We start from the raw sequence: 15,060 nt of genomic DNA on the forward strand, positions 1-15,060 counted from the left end.
AAATGTAAATCGGTTGTGCATTTTACCTTCACACGCTATATTTAAATATACACAATGCAGCCGAGGAATGATTTTATGGGCTCCCGTATACTGACAAACAATGAAGTATTAAAGTATCCTCTTAAACACACTTCTTTGCAAAAATACCTTCTAAGCGATGAACAGCGCACTTCCGAACGTATTATGATGGCAATAGAACCTGCCAGTGGGCAAATTCTGGACTGCAGTAATGCTGCTCTGCGGTTTTACGGTTATTCGTTTAAAACTATTACTTCAATGAAAATAAGCGAAATCAACACCTTGCCGTATTTTGTCGTCATGAAAAAGCGGCTTGAAGCAGCGAAGAAAAACAGAAGCAGTTTTATTTTTCCGCACAAGCTTGCAGACGGGAGAGTGAAAGATGTTGAGGTAGTCTCTTTCACTCATATTATAGACGGAAGAAAATATCTTATCTCCGAGATAAAAGATATCGCTGAAAAAGGGCTTGCCATAGGCTGACAAGACCCTACTGTTCCGAAAGATGTCTGTATATTGTCTGTCTGTTTATGCCTAAGAGCTGTGCAGCTTTTGATATATTTCCCTCAGCTTGATCCAGCGCCATCTTGATAAGGTGATCACTGACCTCTTTAATAGTAGGGAAAGAGCCTCTGTAGTCTATATCCAGTCTGTCGGCTATTCCTGCTATCTCTTCCTGAATCTCCAGTTTTAACCCTTTGCGCCTGAAGTAATCTGCAATGAGTTTTTCATCTATTGTTTCGGGATAGGTCTCCGCAACCATATCATATAATATGCCTTCAAGTTCACGTACGTTACCCGGATAGTCGTAACCTGTCATAAGCATAAGAGCCGGTGCGGTTATGATTGGTTTGCGGATGTTGTATTTCTCTGCAATTTCAGCCAGTAGATGCTCTGTAACCGGAAATATGTCTTCTTTGCGCTCTCTTAACGGAGGAATAGTTATGTTATGGAACATCAGTCTGTAGTAGAGATCTTTTCTGAACTCCCCTGTCTCGCTCATTTTTTTCAGATCCCTGTTGGTTGCCGCAACGATTTTTGTATTTATCTGGCGTATGCTGTCAGAACCAAGAGGATAATATGAGTTATCCTGAAGCAGACGAAGTAGCTTGACCTGTGAACCCTGCTGGAGATCTCCTATTTCATCCAGGAAAAGCACGCCGTTTTCAGCAGATTTTACAAGCCCTTCACGCATTGCGTCAGCCCCGGTGAATGCACCTTTAACGTGACCGAAAAGCGTGTCCGAAAAAACAGTATCATCAAGACCGGAAACATTAACCTTGATCATCCGTCCCTTCATGCCGGACATATCATATATCAACTCAGCTATAAGCTCCTTGCCGACTCCTGTCTCTCCGGTGATAAGCACAGGGGTGGGGGTGGGAGCTATGTTTTTCATATAGCCGAAAATTCTCGTCATTCTTGAGCTGTTCGTTACAAATCTGTGTGAAATTACGCTGTGGTCTGCCGGATCAAAGAACTCTTCCTTTAGTTTATCCAGTTCTTTCATAGTGAAGTAGTGCTTAATAGCCTTTGAAACTGCAGCAATGAACCTGTTTTTACCGGATGCCTTTGTCACATAATCAAAAGCTCCCTGCCTGACAGCGGAGACAACCGTTTCCGAATCCTCTGCCGCTGTGACTATTACAACAGGTATTTCAGGGAACTTGAAATTTATATCAGTAAGCAGATCCAGCCCGTTTATGTGAGGCATATTCAGATCAAGAAGGATCAGGCAGAAATCACCTGTATCGAGAGTGCTTAGAACCTTGCGGCTGTCTTCAATGCAGACAGGGGTCTGTGTGAAGTTTTTTTCCACAATACGGGCAGTATATTCAAGATGCGAGGGGTCGTCATCGACGAGCATTATTTTATAAGTATCCATAATAAAATATTTTATTGGGTTTATTTTCAGATTGCAAGTGATCTGGTTAGGGTATGCTTCAAAAAGTGTCACTAAAAATGAAAAATAAGACTCAATATGTATTTTTTTGGAACAGATATTTTTTATTATTTGAGTGCTATTTAGGGTGCTTATCACAGTCTTAAGTAAGCTAAAGAATTGCTAAGTATCATGTTTATCAGGCTATAAGTTTTCGTTTTGTGTGGTTTAAACCGGATTGGCACGCTGCTTGCATTATACACAGGCAGATACAACAAAGTGCATCATTATTTAACGAGGTGGTTTATGGTCGCCGAAACAAAATTTGAAAACGTAAGTCTGCTTTACTTCTGCGAAGGAGAACATATTTCAGAGGAGTTTGTACTCTCCGTAAAAAATAGCGTAAAAAGGCTTACTGTTGGCAGGAACCTCAGTGATATGTCATCAATTATAGACAATATAGAGGTGGATGTACTTCTTCTGGATATAAACCCTGACAGGATTCCGGCGGAAGTTCTGAACGCTTTTCTCGCTAAAATGAAAAGAAAGAATGAAAGCCTTTCTGTGATAGTGGTTACAAAGCCAAGCGAGTTTGCAGACAATCTGATTGAAGCGGATTTTGTTGTCAGCAGAGAAATAAACCCTGAGCAGCTTAGGCGGCTTGTGGAGCTTTGCTGACACATCTGACGGGCACGGCTGCCTCCGGGCGGATATGAGACCGTGTCTGATTATATATATCTGAATAGTGTATCTGACGGGCAGGGCAGTCTGTTCTTTGAACAGGCTATTGAGAGCCCTGCCCACCTAAATCTGAATTTATATCTGATTAGATCTGAAAAGGCAGAATTATTTCAGTTCAACTGAAATAGAGGTGTAGTTTCTGCCGTTATCTCTGAACATACTGTATGTACGGCACATAGCTCCGATAAGCCTGAGTCCTTTGCCCGAAGGGGCATAAAGTTCATCATCGGAGTTATAATGGCATGGCTGTCTGAGCACCTCCTGATCAGGCAGCCACTCCCTGCCGCTATCAACAAAATGAAGCTCAATTCTATTATTATATATGTCTATTTCCGCAGTTATATTGTCAGCTTCTTTATCTATTTTTCCATGTCTTACAACATTAACAAAGAACTCATGGGCTATATAGCGCACCTTCATTGCTGGTGATGCTCCGATTCCCGCATGAGTTAGAGATGTTTCAAGCTTTTCACACTCATCAGCTATCTCTGATAAATCAGGTTTCACAGAAAGTTTTATGGTATTTTTCATTATTACCGCCTGCGGCAGTTGTTATTTTTCAGCGAAAAAGGTAATGTTTACTGTTAAAGTTATTATCGCAGTATTACGATTGAATATTAGTATTATTTTTTCGTCTTTGAATTTCAGGAGGTTATCCGTGAGTTTCAGAAAAGTCTTTTTTTTCATGCTTATAGCTATGTCATTTCTTCTCTCTGCATGCGGCAGCAGCGGTGGAGGCAGTGACGGCAGCACTGTCAGGCTTGAAAACATAGTTATCAGCCCGCCTTCAGCCAGTATCCTTATCGGACGCACCGCACAGCTTGAAGCTGTTGCCTTATATTCTGACGGCACATCGGTTGATGTTACAACCACTGCCGACTGGAGTTCATCTAACAACGCCGTAGCCACCGTGAGTGCAACCGGGCTTGTAACCGGAGTTACAAGCGGAACAGCGGTTATCACTGCCGAATACGGCAACAGGACTAAAACTGCAAATGTATTAGTCGGTGACGGTGAGATTCTCATAGGCGTATCTGTCACCCCCACGAAACCTATTCTATCTCTCGGTTCTGCTGAACAGCTTACTGCAACCGGGATTTATCATAATACTGCACTTGGCAAAATAACAAAAGACGTGACTGCTGAAGCCAAATGGGAAACTTCTGCTTCGGCAGTTGCCGGTGTGAATAACGCTGCTAACAAGGGGTTTGTCCTGTCCGCAGGTGCCGGAACTGCAAATATAACCGCAAGTCTGGGCGGATTTGACGGAGTTGCCGCTGTTACAGTGAGCAATGCCACTCTCCAGAGGGTCGAGATTGAGCCAGACTTACCTGTAAACGCCATGAACGCCACAAGGCAGATGGCCTTAGTCGGCTACTATTCAGACGACACCACAAGAGACCTTACATCCGAAGCCACATGGGTTTCCCAGAGTACCGGAGTGGCAACCATTAGCAGCACAGGCCTTATTTCAACCCATATCGTAGGTACTTCCGTTATCGTGGCTACTGTCGGCTCTATTACGGATCAGACAACTCTGAGCGTTGAACCTATCAGCGTTGTTTCAATCGATATAACGCCTGCTGCGGTGAGCCTCGCTGCGGGAACAACCATTCAGCTGGCAGCGACCGGAACTTATTCCGACGGAAGCACGCAGGACATAACCGCTGATGCTTCCTGGAGTACCTCAAACTCGGCAAGGGCAACTGTCTCTACCGGCGGTCTGGTAACCGGTGTTTCTGTGGGTGCAGCCAATATTACTGCCGCTATTGGTGCTGTGTCCGGCTCTGTGGCTGTTACTGTTACCAGTGCAGAGCTTTCTTCCATTGAAGTTACACCCGGTTCTGTGTCAATAGCAAACGGATTTGACCAGCAGTTCACAGCCACCGGAGTTTATACCAACGGCACAACCGCAGATATAACAGACAGTGTCGTATGGTCTTCATCAAACGGAGCAGTTGCGGGCATAAGCAACACAGCGGGAACAAAGGGGCTTGCATCCTCTTTTTCCATGGGAACAGCCGATATAACCGCCTCTTTGGGCATGGTAACAAGTCTGCCTGTTACCATGAATGTAACAGACGCAGTTGTTCAGTCGATTCAGATTACGCCGGAAGCTCCCTCGGTTCCCCTTGGGCTTACACAGCAGTTTACCGCAACTGCAACATATTCAAACAATACAACAATGGATGTGACGTCCCTTGTAACATGGTCGGTCAGCGACCCCTTCGCTGCTGTGAGCAATGCAGCCGGAACAAGAGGCATGGCATACACCCTTGCGCAGGGAACAACTGTTGTTACCGCAACTCTTGGAAGTCACACTGATACCACTAACTTTACTGTGACCCCAGCGGTGCTTAACACCATTCAGGTTACCCCGCTCACTGCCAGCCTTTCAAAAGGCAGCACCCAGCAGTTTACTGCCGTGGGCATATATTCAGATAACACAAACGTTGATATTACCGCATCCGTTACATGGGCATCCACAGACGCTTCAATAGCTTCTGTGAGCAACGCCGCCGGAACAAAAGGGCTTGTAACTGCTGTTAACTCCAATGCCGCACCTGTAACAATCTCCGCTACATTAAGCGGAATCACAGGTACATCAACGGTTACGGTTACCGCTGTTTCACTTTCGCATATATCTGTTACTCCGTCCGGTACAAGTGTCGCACTGGGCAATAATATTCAGATGACTGCCATTGGTATTTACTCTGACTATACAACTCAGGATATAACAGACCTTGTTACATGGAGCTCATCTGCAACTGCCGTTGCCACTGTTAGCAACGCCGCAGGGACAAAAGGTCTTGTTACAAGCCTTACGGAAGGAACAGCTAACATTACCGCAACATACAGCGGCAGAACAGGAACGGCAGGAATTACTGTAAACCCTGCAACGCTGAATTCCATAGTCCTTAACCCGATTATGGTAAGCAGCCTTCCTGTGGGAAGTACAAGGCAGTTCCTCGCAACGGGCTACTATTCTGACGGAACATCCGTGGATGTTACATCCGTTGCCACATGGACATCAAGCAGCACCGCCAGAGCAACGGTCAGCAATGTTGCCGGAAGCAAAGGAATGGTCACTGCCATAAGCGTTGGTACAACTAACATTACAGCTACGATCGGCTCTGTAACATCGGCTAATGCCCCTGTTACTGTAACTGCCGCAACACTTGATGTTATCAATATAACTCCCGCTGCTCCCACTGCCGTGGAGGGAACTACGGTGCAGTTTACTGCAACGGGCGTATATTCCGATGGTTCAAGCGCAGATATAACTTCGTCAGTTACATGGATTTCGGATGCTCCTTCTGTTGCGTCAATAAGCAATGCTGCCGGAACAAAAGGGCTTGCAACTGCCGTAGCAAATAATGTTACCCCTGTTACGATAATCGCTTATCTCTCAGGTGCGGCAGGTTCAACCACTCTGAAGGTTGATGCGGCTACGCTTACTTCAATTGCTGTAACTCCTGCTTCTCCGTCCATAGCTCTCGGCAGCAGCCAGCAGTTTACAGCCACCGGAACTTACTCCACAGGCTTTACAACTGACATAACAGAGCAGGTTACATGGACTCTCAGTAACTACTCCATAGCTTCCATAAGCAATACCGCAGGCACAAGAGGGCTTGCCGTATCTGTGGCGCAGGGCTCAACAACTGTCACGGCGACTCTCGGCGGAGTGACATCCCCTTCTGCAACGCTCACTGTAACCCCGGCAACGCTGACCAGTATAACCGTTACACCCGCTCCTTTCTCTGTGGTTGTAGGTGAAACTGTTCAGCTTACTGCCATAGGGCATTACTCCAACGGAAGCACTGAGATAATAACCGACACCGCTTCGTGGTCGTCTCTTATGACTTCCCGTGCAACAGTTGGGGACACATCAGGGGTAAATAAAGGTCTTGTGACTGGTATTGTTGCCGGTTCAACCACAATAAGGGCTATACAGGGAGGTGTAACAGGCACTGCCGCTGTGACTGTGACGGGATATGCGATAACATCAATATCCCTTACTCCGGCGTCTACGACTATTGCCAACGGAGCCACACAGCAGTACACGGCTATAGCCACATACACTAATGGTTCTACGGAAGACATTACAAGCGCCGCAGGCACAACATGGTCAAGCGATGACACGAGCATAGCTACGGTTAACGCAACAGGGCTTGCCACGGGTGACGCGGCAAATGACGGAACTGTTACCATAACAGTGAACAAGGCAGGGGTATCGCAGACAGCGACACTCACTGTAAACTAAGATATGAATTAAGGGCAGGGGGCTGATTCAGCCTCCTGTCTTTTTTTGATTATATTTATCTGGGAAGTTCGATTGTGAAAGCTGCTCCGCTGTTTTCATTGCGGGCGTTTATTTTTCCGTCCATGTTTGTTTCAATCACTGTCCGGCACATGTAAAGTCCTACGCCGGTTCCTTTTCCCTGTTCCTTGGTTGTAAAATAGGGGAGAAATATTTCAGGCATTATGTCTTCCGGAATGCCGCCGCCGTTATCCTTAACTTCAATCACAATATGATCATCTGTTAAAGAAATGAAAGTTTCTATAGTACCTGTTCTGGGAACAAGCCCTTTTTCTCTGTTTTCCGCTATGGCTTCAATCGCATTGTGGTAAATATTCAGCATAACCTGCTTAAATTCTGTGGGAAACCCTTCAGATTCAAAGGCTTTATTTTTGCAGTCATCTGTTTTTATGTTTCCTGTCACAGAAATAGGCTTGGAATTGTTTATTACCGCAGTGAGTTCTATATTGGCATATTCAGCCTTGGCTGTTGCCATTGCGAGACTTTCAAAAACCATCTCAACAATATTAAAGCGCACTCTCGCCTCGTTGGCTGCGTAAAAATTTCTGAAATCGTCAATGGTTTTAGAGAGATAAAGAATAAGATACATACAGCTTTCCGTCATGCTCTTAACATATTCGAGATTCATCTCACCGCTTTCAAAGGAGTCTTCAAAGTCCTGAATATAAAGTCCAAGGGCATTTATAGGCTGACGCCACTGATGGGCTATTGAGTTTATCATCTGCCCCATTGCAGTAAATTTTGACTGCTCAAAGAGAAGATGTTCATTTTTCCTGCGTTTTTCTGTTTCTGCTGCTACGGCTTGTTCAAGGTTGCGGTTAAGCTCTTCAAGTTGTGCTGTTTTTGCTATTAGCTCTTTCTCAAGGCGTATTCCTGAAGTATTGTTTTCGAGAACACCAAGAACAGTCTCTACATCTCCCTGGCTGTTAAAAAGGGGAATCCCTGTAAAAGTTGTACGCATTTGCCCGGAAGAGGAATGGATTTCCAGCTCTTTTATTATTATAAAGCTTTTCATTATCTCAGCATCTCTGTCTGTTGATCTGAAAACAGGAAGGTTAGGGTACTCTTCACGGAGTTCATCCTCTGTTTTCCCCAGAGCGGATGATGCAGGGATATTCAGCATTCCCGCCATAGCATCGTTCCAGAGGGAAAATCTGTAGCCGTTTTTTGTGTTTTTTGCATAAACACCTAAAGGAATGCTGTCAGTTACGGTTTTAAAGAACTTTTTCTGCTCGTTATTATGTCTGCTTTCTTCAAAGAGAACTGACATAACCGGACGCAGGCTTTCATACAGTTCGCGGAATTCAAACGGGAGTAAAGAGACTGAGTTTCTGTCCGTTTTTTTAATTTCAAATGTTCCGTTAAGCGTATCCTTCAGGCTGCTTACCCCTTTATTTAATTTCCGCCTGGCATAAAGAAAAATCAGAATTATCCCTGAACACATTATAAAAAACGCTGCTGCTGTTTTTGCTGTGTCCTGTGCGGTCAAAGATGCTTCCGGTGAAAACGCTGCGTTATTGACTGGGGCGGTTTTGCCTATGACCCAGTTCCAGTCTTCTATAGGCAATACATAAGAGAGCATCCTAACGGGTTTACCGCTTTTAAAATCCTGAAGGGAGTAGTAAATAAATCCTCCTCCGTTTTCTGCCATGCTTATATGACTGTGCAGCATGTCTCTGCCGTCCGGGTCTGATATTTCCATCAGGTCTTGTCCTGTGTTCTCACCCGTAAGCACAGTACCTTCATTAGTTATGATGAAAAGATCGCCATTTTCTGACTCAATAGCTGATATAAATTCTGCTGTTTTGCGCATTATGCTTTTTTCAAAATCGTTAGTCATAACAGCAGAGCATATGTAAATATCCAGTTCTTCAAAATATTTTACAAAGATTTGTTTTTCCTGTGATTTATTATCTCCGATAGTCATAAACCCATGATTTTCATTTGCCGCTGTTTTAAGCTTTTTGGGATCTATGGGGTTTAGGAGATCTGCGGATACTGGTGAAAACAGAACTTTCCCCTGTCCGGAAACGGCAAAAGTATATCCGCTGCCTTCCATGAACCGCAAATGCAGAAGAGGGATTCTGATCAGATTGATTATTCTTTCCCTGCCTCCTCCGGCATGTTCTTTATAAACTTCTTTTGATATAAGAAAAGCTTTTGAAGCGGAGTCTGAAAGTTTCTGGTTGATTTTCTGTTTGCTGTCAAGGCGTAAGTGATTTATATAGCTATGAAAAAGTTCTGAATCGTGTTTTAACTCTGTTTTTATCAGGTTAGTTTGTTCCGATGCTGCTGATTCAGCTTTTACATATTCCAATTCATTTGTCTTCTGAAAAAAAAGCAAAGCAAAAGGCACAGCGGAAATAAAACCCGCCGCAGCAAAACACAGGAGTATAACGGTTGTTAACCTGCTGAAAATATTTCTCATTATTGATAATCCTTTAACGAAGTATATTTTAAAAAGGCATCATAATCAATGACGATAATCAGCGATTTTGATATATTCGGCTATATAATGATGTGTTATAGATAGGCTCATGGATAAATTAATCAGTCATCTTCATAAAGGGCAGTTTGCCTCATCTCTTAACTATGAAAGGGTTATACCTTCCAGAGATGCGGAATACGAAGAACTCGGCATCATAGAATCGGACATAATAAGAAATGCTGTCCGTGATATGGGGATAGAAAAACTTTACACTCATCAGGCAGAGAGCTACCGGCATGTCAAAGAAGGGCGGGACATTATCGTAACCACCCCCACAGCCAGCGGGAAGACTCTCTGCTATAATCTTCCTGTAATTGAAGATATATATCATAACCGCAATGTGCGTGCCCTTTATCTTTTTCCTCTTAAGGCGCTGGGTCATGACCAGCAGAAGAGCTTAGAAAACTTCATCAGCGAAATTCCCCTTGGCGGTGGAATAAAAACCGCTGTCATTGACGGTGACACTGATAAAAAACTCCGCCGTAAAATTTTAAAGGATCAGCCTAATATAGTAATCAGTAATCCTGATATAATGCACTATTCAATGCTTGCCAAGCGTGAGGAGTGGGACGGTTTTTTAAGCGGACTTAAGTATCTGATAGTCGATGAGCTTCACACATACCGTGGTGTGTTCGGAAGCCATGTTTATAATTTATTCGCCCGTTTTCAGCGGCTTTATCCTCATATACGTATCATCTGCTGCTCTGCCACCATCGGTAGTCCTTCGGAGTTTGCCTCACAGCTTTTCGGACGTGAATTTGCTCATGTCTCAAAGAGCGGCGCTCCTTCCGGGAAAAAACATTTTCTGATGTTTAATCCCGATATTCCGGCGGCGGCTCTGGCTAATTATCTTCTTAAGGTTAATATCGAAGCCGGGGTTAAGACAATCTGCTTCACCAAATCACGCAAGCAGACGGAAACAATATTCGCCAGAGCAATTTCAAGCGACCCAACTTACGCATCCGCTTTGAGTTCATACAGGGCAGGTTTTCTGCCGGAGGAAAGGCGTGAGATAGAAAAAAAGTTCTCAAGCGGCAAACTGAAGGCTGTTATCTCCACATCGGCGTTTGAGCTTGGGCTTGATATAGGCGGTGTTGACTCGACCATTCTTGTAGGGTATCCGGGTTCGATGATGAGCCTATGGCAGAGGGCAGGGCGAAGCGGCAGAGGGGTTAAGGACAGTCTTATTATCCTCATAGCAGGTAATGATGCACTGGATCAGTATTATGTGAGGAAACCCGAACTGCTTTTCGATGGACAGTTTGAGGAACTGGCGGTTGACAGGGACAATACAGAGATAAACGAGGGGCATATAATATGCGCCGCTTATGAAAAGCCTGTTTCAAGGGATGAGGCGTATTACAAAGACAACGCCTCTCTAATAGAGAAGCTGGCCGCAGACGGACGGCTTTTTGAGGAAGCCGGCGGCGGCAGATTATTTGCTCTGGGCAGGTATCCGTATGGTGATATTGACTTACGCATGGCAGGGGAAAGCTATACCCTGAACTGCTCAAAGATAATGATCGCCACAAACTCCGGCAGACGTGTTTATACAGAAAACTTTAAAGGAGCTGTCTACCTCCACAGGGGCAGTCAGTTTATTGTGACAGATACAGACAGGCAGAAGCGTGAGATAGAGCTTCAGCCTTTTAACGGAAACTACTTTACTGTGCCGCTCACAGAAAAGCAGACATCTGTTCTGGAGGAGCTTAAACGCCTGACAGAAGGAAACATGAGAGCATGCTTCAGCGACCTGCGTGTTACAGAAAGGCTGACAGGATATTCCAAAATATCAGCACGCACAGGGGAAAAGCTTCAGGATGTTGACCTTGAGGAAGATCCTGTGATGTTTGAAACAAAAGGAATGTATTTCCTTATGCCCGCCGCCTTTCGTCAGGAGATAGAAGAACGGGGTATGAACTACATGGGCTCGATACATGCCTTTGAACATGCCGTTATTGCCATGCTGCCCACTGTTGTACTAAGCTCAAGGGATGATGTGGGCGGTATCTCATACCCTTATCATCCGCAGCTTGAAAGCTCTGCTGTTTTTGTTTACGACGGTTATCCGGGCGGAGTGGGCATAGTAAAAAGAGCTTTCGGCAGGATAAGAGAACTGCTGGAAACCACACTCAATCAGGTTAAATACTGCGGATGCGAGGACGGATGCCCCGCCTGTATATACTCGCCTAAATGCGGCAGCGGTAATTACCCGCTGGATAAAAAGGGGGCGGTGTATCTTATTCAGCGTCTTCTTGAGGCAGATTTGAAGGAAGAGGAGGAAAAACCTGTGATAAAAGCTGAAAACAGCGGCGAAGTGCTGGTTTATGACATAGAAACAAAATATTCGGCTGAAGATGTCGGCGGGTGGAATAACAGTCATAAGATGGGTGTTTCCGTTGCCGTTGTTTATTCCATGAATACCGGGGAATATGCTGCCTACCGAGAGGAAAAGATCAATGAACTCACAGAAAGACTCGCATCCGCGAGGATGATACTGGGCTTTAATAATATCGGTTTTGACAACAAGGTCTTATCCGGTTACGGTATGCCCGCTTTCAGGGGAACTTTCGTGTTTGACATGCTGGCGGATGTCCGCAGTCTCACCGGACAGAGGTTTTCCCTTGAAAAACTTGCCACAGCTACCCTGAATACAGGTAAGTCCGCAGACGGACTCATGGCGCTTCAATGGTATAAGGAAGGGCGGTTTGATCTCATTGAAGAATACTGCACAAAGGATGTGGAGGTCACAAAGGATCTGTTCATGTTCGGAGTAAACAACGGTTTTATACATGCTCCGGTGAAGGACGGAAGCCTCATCCGCATACCAGTGAAATGGAAGGAGATTCTTGCTTCCTACCTGTGATTGAATATTTTAAAACAATAATCGTTTTTTAATGATTTTTGCTTTATTTTCAGACCTTCCCCGTCTTGACTTGGCATGTTTATTACAGTATCATTGCAGACTTTAATTCAACAAAACGGAAGAAGCGTTCGTTTTTTAGGTAATCTTTTCGGAGGTATTTGATGGAAAAGAAAATTAATGTGGGCATCATCGGTTACGGAACCGTGGGCAAAGGCACTCTTGAGACTTTAAAGCATAATGTTAAAAGTACAGCCGTTAAAACGGGTCTGGATATTAACGTTAAGGCTGTTGCCGATCTCCGCATTAACGATTACACGAACGATACGCTTCTTCAGACAGTGCCGGTGCGAACGACTGACGCTATGGATATAATAAACGATCCTGAAATAGATATAGTTGTGGAGCTTATCGGCGGATATGAAGTCGCCAAACGTTTCATCCTTGAGGCTATTTCAAAGGGTAAACACGTTGTTACAGCTAACAAGGCTCTCCTTGCTGTTTACGGAGCAGAGATCTTCAAAGCAGCTGAGGCTAAGGGAGTCACCATCGGTTTTGAAGCCAGTGTGGGAGGCGGTATCCCCATAGTCAATGTTCTTAAGGAAGACCTTGCCGCTAACCGTATCCTTGAAATAACAGGGATAATAAACGGCACGGCAAACTACATCCTCTCCAAAATGGAGGACGAGGGCAAAGAATTTGATGAAGTTCTGAAAGAGGCTCAGGTTCTCGGTTATGCAGAAGCTGACCCGACATTTGATGTGGAAGGACACGACACTGCCCACAAGATAGCTATCCTCGCTTCCATAGGCTTTGCAACTCTCGTTCCTTTTGAGAAAGTATTTGTGGAAGGCATAACAAGCATCAAGCAGGTGGATATAGATTTCGCCAAAAAGCTCGGATGCAGAATAAAGCTTCTTGCAATAGCAAAAAGGCATGATGATGATATCGAAGTGCGGGTTCACCCCACTATGATACCAGCGACAGACCTCATGGCTCAGGTCAACGGTGTTTTCAACGCAATCAGCGTAAAGGGCAACAAAGTCGGCGATACTTTCCACTACGGACGTGGCGCAGGCGGCGAGGCTACTTCGAGCGCTGTTGCCGGAGATATTATCGGCATAGCCAGAGATATAAACGCCGGTGCAGAACGCAGAGTTCCTGTTCTCGGATTTACAAAAGATCTTACATATTACTATCCCATAAGGGATATTAAAGAAATAGAGTCCAGCTTCTATCTCCGTTTCCTTGCGGTGGATGAACCCGGCTCACTCAGCAGGATAGCCAGTGTGCTTGCCAAATACGGTATAAGCATCTATCAGGCCATCCAGAGCTGCAGGCAGAACAGCGGTGAAACAGTGCCCCTTGTGTTCATGACTCATCTGACAGAAGGAAGCAAGGTTATGCACGCTGTAAACGAAATAAATAACCTTAATGTTGTCCGTGACAAAACAGTAGTAATACGTGTTGAAGGTCTGGAAGACTGAACGCTAACACCGGAGATACTCAGGTTCTGTTTCAGAGTACAGACTCCGTTAAAATGCGGACTTTAATAAAGAAGGCAGGTTTATAATGAAATATCTTGTTCTGTTATGTGACGGAATGAGCGACCATAAAATCGATGAACTGGGCGGTAAAACTGTGATGCAGTACGCCGATACCTCAAACTTTGACCTGATGGCCTCAGGCGGGGTATGCGGCTTCATACGCACAGCCCACGGCGGACTTTACCCCGGCAGCGATATATGCAACCTCTCCGTTATGGGGTATGACCCCTTTAAATACTACACAGGCAGAAGCCCGCTTGAAGCGGGTGCTATGGGCATATCCCTCGGTGAAAAGGATATGGCCTTCCGCTGCAATCTTGTCACACTCACTGATGACAGGCTTGTGATGGATGACTTCAGCGCTCATCACATATCTGGCGATACTGCAAAAAAAGCAATTGCCGCTCTGAATGAGCTTTTTAAGGATGACGGCGTTGAATTCTACGCAGGTGTCGGCTACCGCAATATAATGATAATCCGCAATGCGGACTTTGAGCTTAAAACTACTCCTCCGCACGATATCATGGGGCAGGAAATAGAAAAATATCTTCCCACTGGCAAAGGTTCTGACAAAATCAATGCTATACTCACTAAGGCATCGGATATTTTTAAAGACAATGCTTATGAGCGTGCAAATGCAATATGGCTCTGGGGTGAGGGCGGAAGACCCATGCTCCCTTCCTTTGAAGAAATGTACGGGCTTAAGGGCTCGGTTATAGCCGCTGTGGATCTTATCAAAGGCATAGGCACATTTGCAGGCATGAATATAATAAACGTTCCCGGTGCAACCGGATTCATAGATACTAACTTTGAAGGCAAGGCGGAATACGCAGTGAAAGCCTTTAATGACTCCGACTATGTTTTTCTCCATGTGGAAGCTCCGGATGAAGCAGGGCACATGGGAAGCATAGAAGAAAAGGTGCGTGCAGTGGAAAATATAAACAGCAGAATGCTCCCCATACTGCTGGACGGTCTTCGTTCCTTCGGTGATTTCCGTATTCTGGTTACTCCCGATCACCCGACGCCCGTTAAAATCCGTACCCACGTTAATGAGCCTGTTCCGGCGATTATATACGGCTCAGGCGTGGAAGCCGACTCTAATAAAGAGTATAATGAGTTTATCAAGCCCTCCTTCTTCATGGAAGAAGGTTACAGAATAGCGCAGTATTTTCTGAAATCTGCCGTTATAAAGGGGTAAAGGAG

9 protein-coding genes are annotated in these 15,060 nt (G+C 45.0%); 6 read left to right on the plus strand and 3 right to left on the minus strand.

From position 1 onward, the window contains the following. The first annotated feature begins 75 nt into the window (after positions 1-75). The gene (locus ACYRYY_RS00905; RefSeq protein ID WP_460213609.1) at positions 76-498 is read left to right on the plus strand and encodes a PAS domain S-box protein; all 423 of its coding nucleotides are present in this window, start codon (positions 76-78) and stop codon (positions 496-498) included. 7 nt (positions 499-505) lie between these two features. Here the strand turns inward: ACYRYY_RS00905 and ACYRYY_RS00910 are convergent, their stop codons facing one another. Next, on the minus strand, positions 506-1,882 hold the full coding sequence (locus ACYRYY_RS00910) for a sigma-54-dependent transcriptional regulator (protein ID WP_460213610.1): 1,377 nt from the start codon (positions 1,880-1,882) through the stop codon (positions 506-508). A gap of 321 nt (positions 1,883-2,203) precedes the next feature. Between ACYRYY_RS00910 and ACYRYY_RS00915 the strand changes: the two genes are divergently transcribed. Beyond that, positions 2,204-2,575 carry a hypothetical protein gene (locus tag ACYRYY_RS00915; protein WP_460213611.1) on the plus strand — a complete coding sequence of 124 codons (372 nt, stop codon included), beginning with the start codon at positions 2,204-2,206 and terminating at the stop codon, positions 2,573-2,575. A gap of 168 nt (positions 2,576-2,743) precedes the next feature. On the opposite strand, the gene ACYRYY_RS00920 is transcribed toward ACYRYY_RS00915, so the two are convergent. Then, positions 2,744-3,169 (minus strand): ATP-binding protein, encoded by a 426-nt coding sequence (locus ACYRYY_RS00920; RefSeq protein WP_460213612.1) that lies wholly within the window; start codon positions 3,167-3,169, stop codon positions 2,744-2,746. 127 nt (positions 3,170-3,296) lie between these two features. On the opposite strand from ACYRYY_RS00920, the gene ACYRYY_RS00925 reads away from it, so the two are divergent. Then, on the plus strand, positions 3,297-6,902 hold the full coding sequence (locus ACYRYY_RS00925) for a beta strand repeat-containing protein (RefSeq protein WP_460213613.1): 3,606 nt from the start codon (positions 3,297-3,299) through the stop codon (positions 6,900-6,902). Positions 6,903-6,957: 55 nt separating this feature from the next. On the opposite strand, the gene ACYRYY_RS00930 is transcribed toward ACYRYY_RS00925, so the two are convergent. Continuing rightward, a complete protein-coding gene (locus ACYRYY_RS00930; protein WP_460213614.1) occupies positions 6,958-9,387 on the minus strand; it encodes a cache domain-containing protein in 2,430 nt (809 codons plus the stop codon). A gap of 109 nt (positions 9,388-9,496) precedes the next feature. Between ACYRYY_RS00930 and ACYRYY_RS00935 the strand changes: the two genes are divergently transcribed. From ACYRYY_RS00935 to ACYRYY_RS00945, 3 genes are all read left to right on the plus strand, one after another. Continuing rightward, entirely contained in the window at positions 9,497-12,313 is a 2,817-nt protein-coding gene (locus ACYRYY_RS00935) for a DEAD/DEAH box helicase (RefSeq protein ID WP_460213615.1), read from the plus strand. Between the two features lie 161 nt (positions 12,314-12,474). After that, the gene (locus ACYRYY_RS00940) at positions 12,475-13,797 is read left to right on the plus strand and encodes a homoserine dehydrogenase (protein WP_460213616.1); all 1,323 of its coding nucleotides are present in this window, start codon (positions 12,475-12,477) and stop codon (positions 13,795-13,797) included. An 85-nt stretch (positions 13,798-13,882) separates the two neighbouring features. Continuing rightward, on the plus strand, positions 13,883-15,055 hold the full coding sequence (locus tag ACYRYY_RS00945; RefSeq protein ID WP_460213617.1) for a cofactor-independent phosphoglycerate mutase: 1,173 nt from the start codon (positions 13,883-13,885) through the stop codon (positions 15,053-15,055). The last annotated feature ends 5 nt before the right edge of the window (positions 15,056-15,060 follow it).

Source organism: Geovibrio sp. ADMFC3, assembly GCF_054687035.1.

Coding starts and splice junctions, on each gene's coding strand:
- ACYRYY_RS00905 (WP_460213609.1), top strand. CDS start 76: ATGGGCTCCCGTATACTGACAAACAATGAAGTATTAAAGTATCCTCTT.
- ACYRYY_RS00910 (WP_460213610.1), bottom strand. CDS start 1,882: ATGCTCGTCGATGACGACCCCTCGCATCTTGAATATACTGCCCGTATT.
- ACYRYY_RS00915 (WP_460213611.1), top strand. CDS start 2,204: ATGGTCGCCGAAACAAAATTTGAAAACGTAAGTCTGCTTTACTTCTGC.
- ACYRYY_RS00920 (WP_460213612.1), bottom strand. CDS start 3,169: ATGAAAAATACCATAAAACTTTCTGTGAAACCTGATTTATCAGAGATA.
- ACYRYY_RS00930 (WP_460213614.1), bottom strand. CDS start 9,387: ATGAGAAATATTTTCAGCAGGTTAACAACCGTTATACTCCTGTGTTTT.
- ACYRYY_RS00935 (WP_460213615.1), top strand. CDS start 9,497: ATGGATAAATTAATCAGTCATCTTCATAAAGGGCAGTTTGCCTCATCT.
- ACYRYY_RS00940 (WP_460213616.1), top strand. CDS start 12,475: ATGGAAAAGAAAATTAATGTGGGCATCATCGGTTACGGAACCGTGGGC.
- ACYRYY_RS00945 (WP_460213617.1), top strand. CDS start 13,883: ATGAAATATCTTGTTCTGTTATGTGACGGAATGAGCGACCATAAAATC.